This window comes from Solibacillus sp. CAU 1738 (genome assembly GCF_039888725.1).
Taxonomy (GTDB): domain Bacteria; phylum Bacillota; class Bacilli; order Bacillales_A; family Planococcaceae; genus Metasolibacillus.
The window spans coordinates 16,219-33,227 of sequence record NZ_JBDQQN010000005.1; the positions used below are offsets into that span (position 1 = coordinate 16,219).

At 34.5% G+C, this 17,009-nt stretch carries 14 protein-coding genes; 10 read left to right on the forward strand and 4 right to left on the reverse strand.

Annotated elements, in window-relative coordinates; all coding sequences use genetic code 11:
- Positions 1–136 precede the first annotated feature (136 nt).
- The 4 genes from AAFN87_RS14520 (at position 137) to AAFN87_RS14535 (ending at position 4,918) form a co-directional block, all read left to right on the forward strand.
- On the forward strand, positions 137–1,519 hold the full coding sequence (locus AAFN87_RS14520; protein WP_347791791.1) for a UDP-N-acetylmuramoyl-tripeptide--D-alanyl-D-alanine ligase: 1,383 nt from the start codon (positions 137–139) through the stop codon (positions 1,517–1,519).
- Between the two features lie 132 nt (positions 1,520–1,651).
- Positions 1,652–2,092, forward strand: a complete 441-nt coding sequence (locus AAFN87_RS14525) for a hypothetical protein (protein ID WP_347791792.1) — start codon at positions 1,652–1,654, stop codon at positions 2,090–2,092.
- 71 nt (positions 2,093–2,163) lie between these two features.
- A complete protein-coding gene (locus AAFN87_RS14530; protein WP_347791793.1) occupies positions 2,164–3,450 on the forward strand; it encodes a YheC/YheD family protein in 1,287 nt (428 codons plus the stop codon).
- A gap of 76 nt (positions 3,451–3,526) precedes the next feature.
- Entirely contained in the window at positions 3,527–4,918 is a 1,392-nt protein-coding gene (locus AAFN87_RS14535; RefSeq protein ID WP_347791794.1) for a UDP-N-acetylmuramoyl-tripeptide--D-alanyl-D-alanine ligase, read from the forward strand.
- A gap of 248 nt (positions 4,919–5,166) precedes the next feature.
- Here the strand turns inward: AAFN87_RS14535 and AAFN87_RS14540 are convergent, their stop codons facing one another.
- Positions 5,167–6,114, reverse strand: coding sequence for a C40 family peptidase (locus tag AAFN87_RS14540; RefSeq protein WP_347791795.1), 948 nt, complete (start codon positions 6,112–6,114; stop codon positions 5,167–5,169).
- 360 nt (positions 6,115–6,474) lie between these two features.
- Here AAFN87_RS14540 and AAFN87_RS14545 point away from each other — a divergent pair, with 360 nt between their 5' ends.
- Both AAFN87_RS14545 and AAFN87_RS14550 read left to right on the forward strand, forming a co-directional pair.
- The gene (locus AAFN87_RS14545; protein ID WP_347791796.1) at positions 6,475–8,046 is read left to right on the forward strand and encodes a Na/Pi cotransporter family protein; all 1,572 of its coding nucleotides are present in this window, start codon (positions 6,475–6,477) and stop codon (positions 8,044–8,046) included.
- A 151-nt stretch (positions 8,047–8,197) separates the two neighbouring features.
- Positions 8,198–8,830 (forward strand): LysE family translocator, encoded by a 633-nt coding sequence (locus AAFN87_RS14550; RefSeq protein WP_347791797.1) that lies wholly within the window; start codon positions 8,198–8,200, stop codon positions 8,828–8,830.
- Positions 8,831–8,867: 37 nt separating this feature from the next.
- Here AAFN87_RS14550 and AAFN87_RS14555 read toward each other — a convergent pair whose 3' ends face one another.
- On the reverse strand, positions 8,868–9,545 hold the full coding sequence (locus AAFN87_RS14555) for a response regulator transcription factor (RefSeq protein WP_347791798.1): 678 nt from the start codon (positions 9,543–9,545) through the stop codon (positions 8,868–8,870).
- A 247-nt stretch (positions 9,546–9,792) separates the two neighbouring features.
- Between AAFN87_RS14555 and AAFN87_RS14560 the strand changes: the two genes are divergently transcribed.
- From AAFN87_RS14560 to AAFN87_RS14570, 3 genes are all read left to right on the forward strand, one after another.
- A complete protein-coding gene (locus tag AAFN87_RS14560) occupies positions 9,793–10,764 on the forward strand; it encodes a c-type cytochrome (protein WP_347791799.1) in 972 nt (323 codons plus the stop codon).
- A gap of 338 nt (positions 10,765–11,102) precedes the next feature.
- Positions 11,103–13,292 (forward strand): RNA polymerase recycling motor HelD, encoded by a 2,190-nt coding sequence (helD, locus tag AAFN87_RS14565; protein WP_347791800.1) that lies wholly within the window; start codon positions 11,103–11,105, stop codon positions 13,290–13,292.
- A gap of 413 nt (positions 13,293–13,705) precedes the next feature.
- A complete protein-coding gene (locus tag AAFN87_RS14570) occupies positions 13,706–14,662 on the forward strand; it encodes a GGDEF domain-containing protein (RefSeq protein WP_347791801.1) in 957 nt (318 codons plus the stop codon).
- A 258-nt stretch (positions 14,663–14,920) separates the two neighbouring features.
- Here the strand turns inward: AAFN87_RS14570 and AAFN87_RS14575 are convergent, their stop codons facing one another.
- Together AAFN87_RS14575 and AAFN87_RS14580 are read right to left on the reverse strand one after the other, a co-directional pair.
- Complete coding sequence (locus tag AAFN87_RS14575; protein ID WP_347791802.1) at positions 14,921–15,256, reverse strand: type II toxin-antitoxin system HicB family antitoxin; 336 nt, start codon at positions 15,254–15,256, stop codon at positions 14,921–14,923.
- A 413-nt stretch (positions 15,257–15,669) separates the two neighbouring features.
- Positions 15,670–15,864, reverse strand: a complete 195-nt coding sequence (locus AAFN87_RS14580) for a YwbE family protein (protein WP_347791803.1) — start codon at positions 15,862–15,864, stop codon at positions 15,670–15,672.
- A gap of 376 nt (positions 15,865–16,240) precedes the next feature.
- Between AAFN87_RS14580 and AAFN87_RS14585 the strand changes: the two genes are divergently transcribed.
- Positions 16,241–16,921, forward strand: a complete 681-nt coding sequence (locus AAFN87_RS14585) for a polysaccharide deacetylase family protein (RefSeq protein WP_347792042.1) — start codon at positions 16,241–16,243, stop codon at positions 16,919–16,921.
- The last annotated feature ends 88 nt before the right edge of the window (positions 16,922–17,009 follow it).

Consider the following 17,009-nt stretch of genomic DNA (forward strand, 5'->3'; position numbering starts at 1 on the left):
GTATTATAGATATCTTTCTATATGTATGAACTGTAAAACCTTTGAATTGGTTAAGTATCACGTACTGACTAAACATTCATCCAAGCAACTTTTTAATGTTTACATACGATAGAAAGTGAGGGAGGTGGGACATAGTATGAAACCTACTACAGTTTCACGAGTAACGGGAATTATTGGTGGTGAGCTAGTGAAAGGTGATGGAAATATAGTAATAAACTATGGGGCATATAGATTAAAGCAAGTGAAAAATAAACATACGATTCTTTTTAATAATACAAGAATATTGAACTGGCAAAATCTTGAGGCGTATTTTCCGCTAATCATCGTGTCGGAATGGGGCTATAGAATAAGTGAACTACCAAGCGATGTAGTACTAGTAAAAGTAGCAAATTTAGATGATGCGTATTGGCGCTTTGTGGAACACTATCGTGGTCAATTTGAAATGCCAATTGTAGCGATCACAGGAACCTCTGGAAAAACGTCGACGAAGGAAATGATTAAACACATTTTGTCTACGGATAAGCAAGTAGTCGCAACTACACTTAGTAATAATTCAAGAACGGGATCACTGTATAATCTATTGCGAATAGATGATGCTACAGATGTTGGCGTTTTTGAAACAGCAGTCGGTTCACCTGGAGATGTATTGACCGCGGGACGGTATTTTAAACCTACAATTGGTGTAATAACAAATATTGGATCACATCATCTTAATTATTGTAAAACCCAAGAAGGTTATATAAAGGCAAAGGCTGAAATGCTACAAATACTTGATAAAGGTACACTAATTATAAATGACGATGATCAAAATATTCAGAAAATAGATATGAATTATTTCCCGGGAAAAGTAATTCGCTATGGTAAACAGAATTGTCAATACCAAATTAGTGATATTAAATATGGTGAACGTGGAATGCACTTTACTCTTCATCATGCTACCAATCAATACTCAGTAATTGTACCTGGCTTCGGTGAACACCAAGTATATAATGCAGTTGCTGCGTTAGTGACAGTGCATGAAATCGGTATACCCATGCAAGACGCAATCGCTAAATTAGCAACTTACCGGCAATTCAATAAACAGATGCAAGTAATGAAAGGTATTCACAATTCGGTATTAATAGATGACACATGGAGTATAACGACCACTTCATTAGAAGCTGCTTTAAAAGTATTAAATGAATTAGGGAAAAATAAAAAAAGGATTGCAATAATCGGTACAATCACTGACTTAGGATCTTGGGGCTATATTATTCATGAGCGGGCTGGCGAATTAATTTATAAGCATGGGGTTGATGTTTTAATTACTATTGGAAAGCACGCAAAAATTATGGCTGACAAAGCGCGGGAATTAGGTTTGCAAGCAAAAATATATAGTTACAAAAATAATACATTACCTTTCTTTTTACTACAAAAAATGGTCGACTCTAATACCGTCATTTTAATTAAAGGTGATATGTATAGTGAAACGGTGCATGATTTAGCAGATAAATTGATAATGAGACCACCATCTAAATAGATAATTAATTTATTTAGTGATTTTTTCATAGGACAATGATGGTGAAAGTTCTATTTGTTAGGGCAATTCCTGTGCCAATTTAAGAGAAGTATTAATATAGTGTATGAATTTAATAGAACGGAGGGTGACTAAATGGGAATAACTTGTCCGTGTGGAGTCAAAGTAAATGCAATAGCAAATGGAGTTAATGTGAAATTCAGATGGATAATGGGTGATGTTAAAGGGAATTTACATTATGTTGCGGACGTTTGTGTAGCTACACTTTCTACATCAACTTTATCACTACAATTTACTGATACAAATCCGTCATGTCGACATAGCTTCCTATTTACTGCTACGAGCTTCACTTCAGTTACTTGTAAGCAAGAAGGAATGAACTGCATCGTGACAGTAAAAGGAAAGGGAACAGTAAACGGAAGAAATTATCCATTTGAAGCGATATTTAGAGATCAAGTTGCTTCAGCCGCAAATGATATTGTTCAAAAATTTAAAATTGCAGGGTTCTTTGACCAAACAGGTGCAGTACCAGTACCACAAGGCTCAATCATAGATTTAGGCTGTCAAGAATTATAGTTTTGCAATATATATTGTGTAAACGAAGTCGGTGAGCTGGCTTTGTTTACATATTATTGGAGGGACAATAAATGAAGTTGAACCGGGGGAGATTTGGGCAATATAAAGTATTATTTGATGATGAAAGATTGCAACAGCACCTTGTCCCCACAGTCGTATTTACTGAAAAATCGTTACAAGCCTCACTCGAAATGTATGAAACTGTTGTATTAAAGCCAGTTTTTAGACCAGAGGAGATACACGTTAGAAAACAAGGAACCTTATTTCATATTGAACAACATTATGAAGCTATAGCTGTAGTAAACGAAGATAACCTATTTGAAGAAATAAAAAAATTAATGAAGTCGAAATATTATCTGATTCAGCCCCAACAAAATACTAAATTATTTTCTTATATTGTGACAATGAATAAAGATCAGCAATCGAAAAAATGGCGGTTCTCATCGAAAATAAATGTAGAGAATCGGTTTTTACAAAATATCGTTTTTTCTTTTTATTATTATAAAATTCTTCGTTTAGCCAAGATCATTACTAAGCGTCTATCGGAAGCTTACCCATCAAGTAAAACGGTTGACATTTTAATTACCATTTCACCGCAAGGAAAAATAAAGATTGTTGAAACAACGCTCCATTATTCAGTTAGTAAGTGGAGTCAATATAATGTATTAAAATTAAACAAGAGATTAAAACGTTTTATTCCAAAAACTAACTTATTAACATATGCAACATTTAGTAATTTTATGAATCATTTTCAAGAAATAATTTTGAAACCTTGCAATGGTCAGCAAGGGAGGGGCATTGTCAAAGTACGGAAAATAGCAGCTGATCACTATGAAATACATGCGCTAAATACTGTTCAAACAAAACGACATATCGATGAACTATATAGTTATTTAACAAAATGCTATTTTTCTAAAAACCAATATATTGTGCAGCAAAAAATCCATATAGCAACTATAATGAAATGCCCGATTGATGTACGGGTTATTACACAAAAAAAAGATAGCGAATGGATTGTTACAGGGCAAATCGTGAAAGTTGCAGGGGAAGGCTTTTTTATAACAAATGCAATACAAAAATTATGTACGCTTGAAGAAGCTTTGCTAACATCATCAATAGAAATGCGCAGTAGTAATGTTCTTTTAAATAAAGTTAATTGTCTATGTATATTAGCTTCACGGCAATTAAATCGTCATCTACCTGATCTAAATATTATTGGATTTGATATAGGGATAACAAATAATGGGCATATATTTATTTTTGAAGGGAATTATATGCCAGACATTTCAATGTTCAATCATTTGCAAGACAAAACGATGTACAAAAGAATACTTGAGCTTAGACATAAAGAAAAGTAGAGAATTCAGCCAATTATTTTAAATCCCAAAAACAATAATGTGTACTGCATATGATAGATGGGAGGGAGGAATTCACTTGCGACCGTTACTTATAAAGGAGTTACAAAAGTTGCTTGGAGCTGAATGTTTAAGTGGACCGACTACATTTTATGTAAGACATGCAATTTATTATAAAACTCATGATTTAACGAAACGTAATACACTAGTCTTTATTAGTAAAGGTGATGAAATTGACTGGCAAGAGTTAAATGCTAAAGGACCTATTGCTATTATATCTGATAAACAAGAGGAGGAGCTACAGGGCGCGCTTAGTTCGACGACTGTGCTAAAAGTAAAAAATGTGATGCTAGCATTTTGGCAATTCGTCAAATATTACAGAGAGCTATTTGAGATACCCGTTGTTGCGTTAACAGGTACTTGTGGAAAAACGACGACAAAAGAAATGATTCGTCATATATTAATACAAGATTGGCCTATTCAAACAACCATTAGTAGTATTAATGAGCCGCGTCAATCCTTGCCCTATTTAACGGGAATTGAAAGCAATACACGTGCAGCGATTTTTGAGCTTGGTTTAGGGAATTCGGGAAATATTAGTCATCAATGCATGGTTTATCAGCCGACTATCGGCATTATTACGAATATCGGTGTCCATCATTTAGATGGCTGTAAAAGCTTAGATGGTTATATTAAAGCAAAATCAGAAATTGTAGAAGGAATTCGAGAAGGTGGCACATTAATTATTAATGCTGATGATGAAAATAGTAAAAAGGTTCCGCTCCATAAACTTAAGGGGAAACTTATTAAATTCGGGATAAATGACGGGGTAGATTTTAAAGCGAGCAATATACAATATGCACATAATGGCATGACTTTTACTATCCATAATAAAAATGCACGTTATAAAGTATATGTTCCTGGTTACGGAGAACATCAAGTATATAATGCGCTAGCGGCCATTGCGGCAGTAAATGAAATGGGTATTAGCATTCCAAAGGCTATTGCGCGGCTAAAAACATATGAAAATATGGAACGTCATTTACAATTTTTTGATGGTATAGGAGGATGTACATTAATCGATGACACTTGGACAAATAATCCTACTTCAATCGAAGCAGCGCTAAAAGTGTTAAGTGCAGTAAGTAAAGAGAAAAAACAAATCGTTATACTTGGCGATATTAAACGCTTAGGGAAATACGAACAAAAATACCATCGTGAAATTGGCTCTCTTGTCGCCAAACAAAAGATCGCAATGCTTATTACAATTGGCACAAAAGCAGAAGAAATTGGCAAACAGGCGTTACGTGAAGGAATCAAGGCAGAAGTGCATATGTTTAAAGATGTACACGGTGTAATGGAAATACTAAAACCAAAATTAGATAAGCAATCCATTGTATTAATTAAAGGACCTATGTCTAGTAAATCTATGATAGAGTTCGCCCGTCAATTAAAAGAAGGAAATAAATAAATTATTTATATCCAGTTACCCTATGCACATAAAGAAACCGTGTGAGCTTATACACAAGCTCACACGGTTTGTTTTGCGACCATCAGATTATTTCGACTTATCGTGAAATTCATTCGACTTATCGTTAAATATTAGAATATATCGTGAAATCCACTCAACTTATCGTGAAATTTTAAGATATATCGTGAAATCGATTCAACTTTTCTTTATTTGCGGCTAGCATGCTTGTCCTTGAAAACAATGCTGCTTTATTTTCCTGTAGTCACACGCTTTGCAGTAATATAATGATCTTTATAGTAATCTACTAATAATACACGTGTCATAACACCACTATTATTCGGAATAATAACACGGTGATCTCCAGCATATATTCCGACAAGTGATGGAGTTTTAGATCCTATTTTGCTATTAAAGAATACTAAATCACCTTTCTTTAAGTTCGCCTTAGATACAGTTGTACCAAGTTTCATTAATGAGCTTAAATTCGTATTAGCTGCATTTAATTTAACGCCACTCGCTTTATATACATAGTCAACATATCCACCCGCAGTAAAGCGCATTTGCGAAGGATTATTTACTGAACCAATTTTAGCTTTGTTTTTATATTTCAAAGCATTTTCCACAATTTTATCGCCTTTAGTCGCTGGATTTGCAGACAATAATGATGGTAAAACGCGGCGTGCGCCATAATAATTTTCTGTATAATATGGCTTGCTTTTCATATCTGAAATAACAATATTTTGCTTAGGGTCTGCCATGTGTAGAAGTTTATTGTTCCCAATATAAATCCCTACATGATCTGGGTCAGTGCCTGTTTTTTTACTTTTGAAAAATACTAAATCGCCTTTTTGTAAATTATTTCTTGATACAGCTGTACCTTGTTCCATCATATAGTTTTCATTGTACGTACCAAGATCGACACCATTCTTTTCGAATATATACATTAGAAATGAAGCACAAGAAAATTTATAAGGTGCTGTAGGCTTATATTCTGTATTACTATAAGTTGCTTTGCCAATTAAGCTTTTACCAGTTGCGATAATTTTATCTGCCATTTGATTAACAGCTTGTTGGTTATTATAAACGTTTGTTGTTGCCGCAGAAACCTCAATTGGTTGAACAGCTGCTGGTATCATACTAAACGAACTGCAGCCAATGGCAAGTGCTAAAGTTGTTGTAAATAGTTGTTTTTTCATGTTGTTTACCTCCAAGTTTGTTATTCGAGAATGATTTTAGCATGTAAAAACAGGGCACTTCAGAGGTAACTTTATCCAACATCTATTGTTACAAAATGAAACAGGTGCTGTTATTGGGCTTAAGAGAGCTATTTACAGTTATGTAACAAATGTTACAGAGGCGAAATTAGCGGAAAACACTAGTAGTATCTTCCTGTATGGTCTATAAATCCCTATTTTACTCTTACCGTAGTATGCTGTTCTTGAAAAGTTAGTTGGCTATTTATTGTAAATATTTTGTAAAAATATTATTAAAATATGTACAATAAAATGGTAATATAGGAGTTTGATAGGAGTTAAATACATATTGGTGGTGAGTGAATGCTAACTATTTTTGGAGGGATTGGTTTATTCCTTCTTGGCATGACGATGCTAACGAATGGCTTAAAAGAGCTCGCAGGTGATGCGCTAAAACGCTGGTTGAATACATTTACGAAGGGAACGTTTACTTCAGTTCTTTCAGGGGCGCTTATGACGATTGCTGTACAGTCTTCTACAGCAACAACTTTACTAACAATTGGATTTGTTAGTGCAGGGTTGTTAACGTTTGTCCAATCAATTGGTGTCATAATAGGGGCGAATATCGGAAGTACATCAACCGGTTGGATTATTTCTTTAATTGGATTCAAAATTAGCTTGCAGACGATGGCGTTACCAATTATCGGTGTTGGGGTTTTTATGTCGCTCGTAGCACCTAGTAATTTGAAGAAATTCGGCAGTGTATTAGCAGGATTCGGCTTATTATTTTTAGGCATCGATATGCTTCAGCAAGGGATGTCCAATGCACAAGACTTTATCGCATTTGAGTCGATTCCGGCTAATTCAGTAGTTTCTATCTTTCTACTTATCCTAATTGGAATCGTAATGACAATTATTATGCAAGCATCGAGTGCAGCAATGGCAGCAACTTTAACAGCATTGTTTGCAGGTGCGATTGATTTTGAACAAGCAGCTTATTTAGTTATTGGGCAAAACGTAGGGACGACAGCGACAGCACTCTTCGCAGCAATTGGTGCCTCAGTTTCTGCAAAGCGAACTGCGATGACGCATTTATTGTTCAACGTAATAACTGCAATCATAGTGACGATAGCATTCCCGTACTTTTTACAGTTAGTAAAAATAAGTACGGTTGCGATTGCTGGAACATTTGATGAAACAGTTGGTCTAGCAATTTTCCATACGATGTTTAGTTTATTCGGTGCACTTATATTTGTCCCATTTATTAAACCATTTTCAAATTTATTAATGAAAATTGTACCAGAGCGTGAAAATGCATTAACACGAAATTTGGACTCAGGGTTAGTAGCTGTCCCATCGATTGCTCTTGATGTGGCATTTAAAACATTGCGAGAAATGATGGTGGAATTAACTAATGCACAGCTTCTTTTAATGGAGACAAAAAAAGTAACGGTAGAATACGAGAAGAAAATACGTGAAGTGGAGGAAGCAATTGAAATTACGCGTAAATTCCTTGATTCGATTTTATCCACATCATCGAAAGAGCGTCATAGACATATCGCAATTTTGCACACGTTGGACCATTTAACACGCTTAATTAAAGTATTACGTGAGCAACAAAAAATAGAGGTACTTAGTTTACAAGAGAAGCTAATGACAGATTGGAATGAGATTTTAATGTCCATTCAAGAAAGTTTACGAGATGACGAGCGTTTGCTTGATATTTCTCTCGTGTTAGAGCAATCATCACAGCATATAGCACAAGCACGACGCGATAAGAGAAACGAATATTTCGAGCGGTCAGTATCAAATGAAACAGATATCGATGTAGCCGTATCAAAAGTGGATGCATTATTATGGATTGACCGACTTGTATATCATTACTGGCGTGCTGTAGCGCGAATGTCAGAATGTCAGGCTATTAATGAAGAATAATTTCAAACCTACTTAGAGTCATTACTCGGAGTAGGTTTTCTTTTTCCTTTAAATACATGAACATAATATTTTTAGGAATTATGAATAGTTATGTAGTATAATGTATATATAAACGGATGAAAGGTTATTACATAACGGAAGAAGTGTTTATTTGAGTTTATTTTTAACGTATGTATTAGCAGGACTGTCCATTGCAATGCCAGTTGGTGCTATTACAGTAGAGATGACGAAGCAAGGTTTGAAAAAAGGATTTATGCAAGGTTGGGCAGTAGGATTAGGTGGCATGACAATCGATGTAATACTTATATTTGCTCTTTATATGGGGTTAGCATCTGTGCTGTCTATTCCGTACATTCAATTACCAATGTGGCTTGTTGGTGCAGGATTTTTATTCTTAATTGGCTATGATTCTATAAAAAACGCCGATCAAGGCATTATATTAGACGGAGAAAAATCAGATGCAACATTTTTTTCAACTTATCGAAATGGAATAGTCGTAGCCTTATCACCGGGAAATTTAGTTTTTTGGATATCGGTATTCGGTGCAGTACTAGCAGATTCATATGATGCTAACGAGAAAGCTTCATTTTTGATTGTTGGAGCAGGGATATTAACAGGTATTTTACTACATGATATCGGTTTACTGTCGATTGTATCGATTACCCGAAAAGCAATGAACCGAACAATGATCAAGTGGTTCTCGATTGTGGCAGGGGTTGTATTAATTGGCTTTGCTATGTATTTTATTTATAACTTTATTGATGGAGTATCTTCCTATTTATAAGAAAACTGCGACGGATATCGTCGCAGTTTTTTATGTACTATAAAACATATTTATATCCAATCCCTCTAACTGTCAAAATACGTTGTGGATTAGTGGGATCTATTTCAATTTTATCACGCAAGTTTTTTACATGTACATCAATCGTGCGGTCTAAAATATCTTTCTCATGAAAAGGATATATATGTGCGACCAATTCCGCACGACTAAACACAATATTCGGGTGATCGATTAAATGGTACAACAGTAAAAATTCATGCTTCGTTAAATGCAAATGCTCGTCGTTTAATATTATCTCGCCTTTACGAGGTTTAATACAAAGCCCATTATGAACAATTTTCTGGCAAAACAATCCGGTTCTCCGTAACACTGCCTCTATATGTGCTAGTAATTCTTCACTATTAATTGGTTTTGTCAAATAACTATCTGCCCCGATTTTTAACCCTCTAACCTTATCTGCAGTACTCGTTTTAGAGGAAATCATAATGATCCCTATTTCTTGTCTGCCTTGTGCGCGTATCCACTTACAAAATTCTTCACCACTCATTTTGGGTAAAACGAGATCTAATAAAATTAAACATGGATACTCCAATAAATAAAGTTGTTGTGCACTTTCCGCATCGGCTGCAGTGACGACATCGTAGCGTTCTTGCAAAGCTTCACATAGATACGTTCTAAATAGTGCATCATCTTCCACGATTAAAACTTTTTGTTTCATATCATTCACCTCATGTTTTTGCATAAAAAATGAATAAAAAATAATTATACTAAATGATTGTTAAGATTTGATTAAGAAAGAACACCCCTGTTAAATATTGATTTATACATATTGTTTCCGTCTATAAGTTTGTCACTCGCTGTGAAAAGTTTGTTACAACTAATAATAATTCTGTATTTTTATTCAAATGATTTATTGTGTGTGACAATATAAGTATATTACAATAAAGGTAAGAAAGGAGAGGGATATGATGAGACCACTTCCCATTATTTTTTCTATAGTAGGTATTACATTGACAATTTTGCTTAGTATCTTTATTAATGATTCGCTAGTGTCCGTAAAAGGAGCCGAAAAGAGCATTGAACAAACAGTAACACAAACAGGTGAACAGCCACAACAAAAACAAGAAACGCAGATTGCATCAGCAGGTGTGTTTTCTCCGCCCAATATGGAGGAAGTTCCTGAAGGTAAAATGAAAGAAGACATATTATTTGGTTATAACTTAGTGAATGAAACACATGTTTACGCTGAGGAATATGTCGGAAATAATTTATCATGTACTAGCTGTCATGCAGGTGCTGGATTAACTGAAGTAGCATCCCTTGTAGGGGTTATGGCAGACTATCCAAAATATATTGCACGTTCAGGCGATATAGTAACAATTGAAGAACGCATTAACGGCTGTATGGTTCGTAGCATGAACGGTAAAAAATTTGAAACAGGTAGTGATGAACTAGAAGCAATGGTTGCTTACTTTAAGTATATCTCAGAAGGCGTCACAATTGGAGAAGAGCGTCCTTGGGCAAAATCAGCAGATATGAAGGTTGTGCCGACACCGAATGTAAATAGTGGGGAAGAGCTTTACCAACAATCTTGTATCGCGTGTCATGCGGCAGATGGCTCTGGAAATGGTGCTAATATAGGACCGGCATTATGGGGCGGAAATTCGTTTAATGATGGTGCAGGGATAGCGCGTGTATCAAAAATGGCCGGCTATATTCAAGCCTATATGCCGGTGGGCTCACCTGGGACTTTATCTGATCAAGATGCAGCAGATTTAGCAGCCTACATTTTATCGCAAGATCGTCCGGAATGGAAAAAGCACGATACGGACTGGCCAAATGGCGGAAAACCGTCAGATATTATTACAAAAGAAACACGTAAGCAAATTCAAGATGGTACTGTCAATTGGGATGAAATTTTAGCAGATTTTAAATAATTAGAAAAAACTCGGGTGTAAAATATTTCACACCCGAGTTTTTATTATTTATAACTTACATTAAAATCATTGGCTTTCATCATTTAAATTAATGTTCAAATAATTTAATATTATAACTGTTTGGAGTTTTTGCTGTTGTGTAATAATGCCATAAAGTACATATTACAATTATAAATATTAAAAATCACTGTGTATAAAAAAAAGAAATAATCGCCCGTATAATGGACAACTTTTCCTATATTTAGTATAGCACATAATCCCGCCTAATATAAGTCTATTATTAACTAGAAAAATCGGGAATAATGGCATATAGTGCTCTTTAAAAGGGGAGAGAAATAATGGAACAAACGATTTGGCAGCAAGAACAGCAACATTTAAAAGAGATAAGCACACTACTGAAACAATATATAGAAGAGTTAAAAATAAAGCAACAAAAGAAAAAAGGTAATATTATCGATGAACGGACGAGTATGTCTGATAGTTTTAATGATATTTCTGGTGAACGCGCAATTGAATTTTCACAGTTACTTCCAGGTATGCAGCTAAAAGAGCGAGAATTTTTAAATTTAAGCGAGCTGCTAGTCAAAATGGAAATTCTTTATAAAAGTCCGTATTTCGGTCGTATAACGATGGATAATGAGGCTGGAGACCTTGAAAATTTGTATATTGGACTTTCAACATTTCGTGATAATCAAGGTGATGTACTTATTTATGATTGGCGAGCACCGATTTCAAGCCTTTTTTATGAAAATAGAGTTGGACAATGTCAGTTTCAGGTGCCTGATGGTGAGAAACTAACTGTAGATGTAAAAGGGCGCCGCCAATATAAAACATCTTATGATCAGTTACTGCAGCTTTTTGATGCAGATATTTATATTGGTGATGAAGTATTACAAAATCTTCTAGCAGATACGGCTAAAGAAAAAATGAAGTCGATTGTTGCAACAATTCAAAGTGACCAAAACGCAGTAATCCGTAGTTCAAATCGTAGTAATATAATCGTACTTGGACCACCTGGAAGCGGAAAAACATCTGTTGCAATGCAGCGAATCGCATATCTCTTATATGAGTATCGTCAAACGATGAATGCCCGAAGTATATTACTTATTTCTCCGTCAGATTTATTTAATGATTATATTTCGAATGTATTGCCAGAGCTTGGTGAAGAAAATGTACAGCATACGACGTATTACCGCTTGTTTAAGGAATTGCGATTGCCCAAATATAATATAGAAACGAATTACGAAAATATAGAGCGCCTACAAAAAGCCGATACATTTGCTCGCGAAAATTATGCGTATAAAAACTCTCATTTATATGCAAATCGACTATTAGCATATATTGAGCAGCTAAAAACGAAGGGATTCCCATTTTATAATTTAAAAATGGGCGAGGAATTGTTTATTTCTGCAAAACAATTAACACAGCTTTTTTATGGCAAATTTGCAGGACTCGATATCGATTTCCGTTTAAAAAAAATCCGTACTAATTTAATTGAACTATTAGAAAAAGAAAAGAAAAAAGCTTTTACGAAGCGTTTAAAACAATTAAAAGCGGTCAATACATTTATCGGGGATGATTATGCGCTTGAGCAGCAGGCAAATAATGAAGTGAATCAGCGCTTTGGAAAACTTGCGTCTACTATTGATCAGCTTGGCTTTGCAAACATTCATAAAATGTATTTGAATTCACTTGTAACAGAGCAAGATGATTTATTTACGCGAGACATCCAGGCAATTACAGCGCAGCGTTTAAAGAAACATACGCTTTATTATGAAGATACGGCACCTATTTTGTATTTATATTTAGTCATTAAAGGCCTATATACCGACAATAGTATTAAGCATATCGTCATTGATGAAGTGCAAGATTATTCTTATTTACAGTTACTGGCGATTACACAAATTCATCCGAAAGCGCATTTTACGTTGCTCGGTGACCGGAATCAACTCGTTCATCCGAGTAAAAAGGATGCGATTGACAATCCATTAGTAAATCAATTTACTACTGTAGAGCTCAATAAATCATATCGTTCTACAAATGAAATAACGAACTTTATGAGTGCTATTATTAATAATACGACAACGCTATCACTTGGTGTATCTGGAGATAAACCGAAAATATTGAAGACGGACAATCGCTACTCAGCATTACAATTTTTGATTCAGAAATTTTATAATGATGGAGACAGCTTTGTAATCCTTTGCAAAAATCGAGAGAGCTGCGAAACTTTATATGAGCAGCTAAAAGAAGAAGTGCCAGATTTAACACTCATTACTGAAAAGCAAAAGGTATATATGAAAGGTTTACTCATTATGCCGGGCTATATGGCAAAAGGCTTTGAATTTACCACAGTCGTGCTCGCTGATGCAGATGCGACTGTCTATTCTGAAGCAATGGATGCTTATTTACTTTATACAATTGCTTCACGTGCTACAAGACAATTAGCATTTGTCACGACTGGTGAACTGCCACATTGTATACAGCAAATTGATGAGCAACTATACAACGTAATCGATAATCTTTGATGTTCGATTGATTTCTTTATTGAATAATGATATTAATTTTCCTTGGTTACTTCTTACTAATATGAAGTGCATGTAGAAGGGGACGGTCGAATCGGTGAGGCATATGCTTCACCGGTTTTTTTGTGTTATTCAACTACATGGGTGAATTCTTAACTGGGATATTCATTCGTCGAAAGCGTTACCAACAACATATATTTTTTCATATATTAAAAATTATTCAGGTGAATTCAGGAAAAATGTATTGTTTTATAGAAGGCTTTATTCATGAACAAAGATCAGAGGAAGACTAAATACCTTTATTTAACTAAATATGAATTTACAAACAGTAGTATATGCCGATGAATCTGGTGCAATAGGAATGCCTAAACAAGATATACATATAGCAATTATGCTGAAGAGAGAGGTAGGTATAAATGATATATATAGGAGAGATCGTTGAATGGGCCATAAATGTCGAACCAACAATCAAAAATAAGATAATTGATCAGCATTTTAATAACAATCCGCAATTACGAGGGTTAGTCGTTACTAAACAGGGAGTTCCTATTTCATATATTTCAAGACTGCATTTTTATGAAAAAGTAGGTACACTATACGATTATAATTTATTTATGGGTAGAAAAAGTAACCTAATCGCTAAGCCAACACCATTAATTGTAGACTACTATAGACCTATAGTGGATGTTAGTAAGCTTGCTATGGATCGATTTCCAGAAGATTTATATGATGATATTATCGTCACAAGAGATGGATATTATGTAGGAGTTGTAAGTGTACGATCATTATTATTAAAACTTGTGGATATTCAAGTAGAATTTGCGAGTTTACTAAACCCACTAAGTTATTTGCCGAGTAGTCACCTAATAGAAGAAAAATTGCATGAAATATTAGCTGATGAAATGTATAGCGTTATTTATTTCGATATTGATCATTTTAAAATGTACAATGATTTATACGGCTTTAAAAAGGGGGATGAGGTGTTGTTGTTTATGACAGAATTATTGAAACAATACATTCCCGAAGATATTGGTTTTCTAGGACATATAGGTGGAGATGATTTTATAGCAATTTATCCTACGTATAATGTCGAGGAAATGTGTGCACGAATTATAGCAGATTTTGACCAACAAATAATCTATTACTACGACGAACAGCATTTAGTAAATGATGTATTATTTATGAATGGTCGTACAGAACAAATAGAGAGATTTTTAGTTAGCACTTTATCTATTGCTATCGTAAATAATCGATTTAACAAATATGAATCAGTAAATGCTTTATCAGATACTTTGGCAACGGTGAAAAGTGATTGTAAAAAAATTCCTGGCAGTTGCTATATTGTTAATGGTCATACAGCGTTAATTAATTAATTAATAAAAACTGATATTTGTTTATGTAAAATGTCTGTTAAATTTTACAGTTGTCCGTAAACTACATAAGAAAAAAAGGAAAGATTCTTTTTAGTGAGGGGTCTATCAAATTTACATATCCACCAGTAGCCAAAAACTTTATTTATTTACATGCCTTGTTCGAAAAATATTCAAGTTACATGTGTAAAATAGCTATCTATCCAAAAAACAGGATAGATGGCTATTCGTTTTTGCTTACGAAAAGATACGCCTATTTTATTATTTCGGGCTTATAAGCCAACGAGGGATCGAAAGTGTTTCATTTACAGATAGACTATTCATTTCTTGTCGGAAAGTTGGCATCCAAACATCAACTAAAACAGTTGCTTCGTTTGCTTTAGTCTTTAAATTTTTTAGTGAAGATGCTGCAGGAATATCAAAGTTTTCTTGTTCTAATCCGATCAAATGTAATGCCATAGCTTCTTTCGCCATTTTTAATGCTTCTTCCTGTGTTTTACCAGAAGTAAAACAACCAAGTATGTCTGGGAATGCTACAGAAATTCCGTCTGTGCTATAACTAAAAATTGCTGGGTAAATATAGTGATTTTGTTTCATATATGACTAACCTCCGAATAGGTGGGCTATTAGTTAAGCCCTGCTTGTATAAAAATTGATTTTGTAGTTTTTAGAGGTAAGTTTATCTTAGGATGTGGTATTGTATCCAGTCCTTTTTGTTGGATGTTTGTATTGGTGATGACTGCCTCTAACTGGTCTATGTACCAACCACCCTTTGTAATTGCAGTAACTAAATCCTTTCAATATTTATATAATACTCTGCATTATTATACATACTTATATTATTGTTGTAAATATTAATATATTTGTTGGAATTTCGAATTATTTATTTTAATTGTGAAAGGAACAGTGGAACCAATCTATGCCTCATAATAAAAAAATCTCCTAAAATACGATTATTAATAGCCGTAAAACTAGAAAACAGGTAGCAGCTTATGGCCACTACCTGTAAATTATTCTAATATGTCACATACGCGCCCAATCTGTCCGTCTGTTAGTCGAACTTTAATACCGTGCGGATGAGATGCAGAATTAGTTAATATATCTTTTACAACACCACGTGTTTTGTTACCAGTACGTTGGTCTTTTTTTAAGACAATATTAACTGTTCGTCCCGGATAGACGTCTTTTCGATTTTGACCGTTCATATTAATACCTCAAAATTATTTGCTGAGGTTTATTATAGCATAAAAAGAAGCTCTATACGGTTAGATTTACTTGTCCACCATCATTTGGTTCAACAGCTACGTAAATAAAGTCTGCTTTGTTCATCGGATGGAAACTCTGATTTCAGGTCATTTGAAAAAAATTTGCCAATGAAAAATTAGCATATTAGAGTGCGTTACAGTCCTACAAAAAAGTGGCATTTTGAAAATTTTCGTCAGCTTATAAACCTCATTTCGAAAGTATATTCTTTTCTGTTTAGCAAATAGTATATGCATCAAGTGATTTTGTAAACAACCGAAACTGGATGGTGATGTTTTGAAACGGAATATAATTGTTACAGCTATTATTTGTGTCATCATGAGTTCCCTTTTTTATGTGAGTGTTGTGGAGTCTGCTGATAAAGGGAGGCAATATTATGAAGAAAAAGGCCTTGTCCTTTGGGATGTCCAAACAAAAGATAAAATTATCGCCCTAACATTTGATGACGGCCCTCACCCGAAGCATACGATGGAAATATTAGATTTATTAAAACAGTATGAGGCAAAAGCGACATTTTTTATTGTAGGTGATAATGCGGTGAAAAATCCGGAAGTTCTTGTTCGCCAATATAAAGAAGGGCATGAGCTAGCAAATCATACCTACACCCATCCATATAAACTCACTACTATGCAGGAATTAATGGATGAGCTACAAAAAACAAACGAAGCTATTTTTAGAATTACTGGTTTTCTTCCAACCCTTTTTCGCCCAGTAGGTGGTCAATATACGGATAATATGATAAATGCAGCTGTAGAAAATGGCTATAAAGTTGTCATGTGGTCATGGCATCAAGACACTCAAGATTGGAAAAACCCTGGTGTGAAAAAAATAGTCCAAAAAGTGTTAAATGGCACCAAACCTGGTGACGTGATTTTATTCCATGACGGGGGAGGAAATCGTGAACAAACAGTAAAGGCGTTAAAAGAAATACTCCCTGAATTGCAAAAACAAGGATATAAATTTGTGACGATTTCTGAATTGATGGGAGATAAAAACTAGAAAGCATCGCTAAGCATAAATTGTATGTTTAGCTTTTTTTTCTATATTAACAATTTGTAGTATACTTTATTTACATTACATTGGGGGA

Bases quoted from the DNA above. Each gene is read 5' to 3' on its own strand.
- AAFN87_RS14520 (WP_347791791.1), top strand. From the start codon at position 137: ATGAAACCTACTACAGTTTCACGAGTAACGGGAATTATTGGTGGTGAG.
- AAFN87_RS14570 (WP_347791801.1), top strand. From the start codon at position 13,706: ATGATATATATAGGAGAGATCGTTGAATGGGCCATAAATGTCGAACCA.
- AAFN87_RS14580 (WP_347791803.1), bottom strand. From the start codon at position 15,864: ATGAACGGTCAAAATCGAAAAGACGTCTATCCGGGACGAACAGTTAAT.
- AAFN87_RS14545 (WP_347791796.1), top strand. From the start codon at position 6,475: ATGCTAACTATTTTTGGAGGGATTGGTTTATTCCTTCTTGGCATGACG.
- helD (WP_347791800.1), top strand. From the start codon at position 11,103: ATGGAACAAACGATTTGGCAGCAAGAACAGCAACATTTAAAAGAGATA.
- AAFN87_RS14575 (WP_347791802.1), bottom strand. From the start codon at position 15,256: ATGAAACAAAATCACTATATTTACCCAGCAATTTTTAGTTATAGCACA.
- AAFN87_RS14560 (WP_347791799.1), top strand. From the start codon at position 9,793: ATGATGAGACCACTTCCCATTATTTTTTCTATAGTAGGTATTACATTG.
- AAFN87_RS14525 (WP_347791792.1), top strand. From the start codon at position 1,652: ATGGGAATAACTTGTCCGTGTGGAGTCAAAGTAAATGCAATAGCAAAT.
- AAFN87_RS14530 (WP_347791793.1), top strand. From the start codon at position 2,164: ATGAAGTTGAACCGGGGGAGATTTGGGCAATATAAAGTATTATTTGAT.
- AAFN87_RS14585 (WP_347792042.1), top strand. From the start codon at position 16,241: ATGAGTTCCCTTTTTTATGTGAGTGTTGTGGAGTCTGCTGATAAAGGG.
- AAFN87_RS14540 (WP_347791795.1), bottom strand. From the start codon at position 6,114: ATGAAAAAACAACTATTTACAACAACTTTAGCACTTGCCATTGGCTGC.
- AAFN87_RS14555 (WP_347791798.1), bottom strand. From the start codon at position 9,545: ATGAAACAAAAAGTTTTAATCGTGGAAGATGATGCACTATTTAGAACG.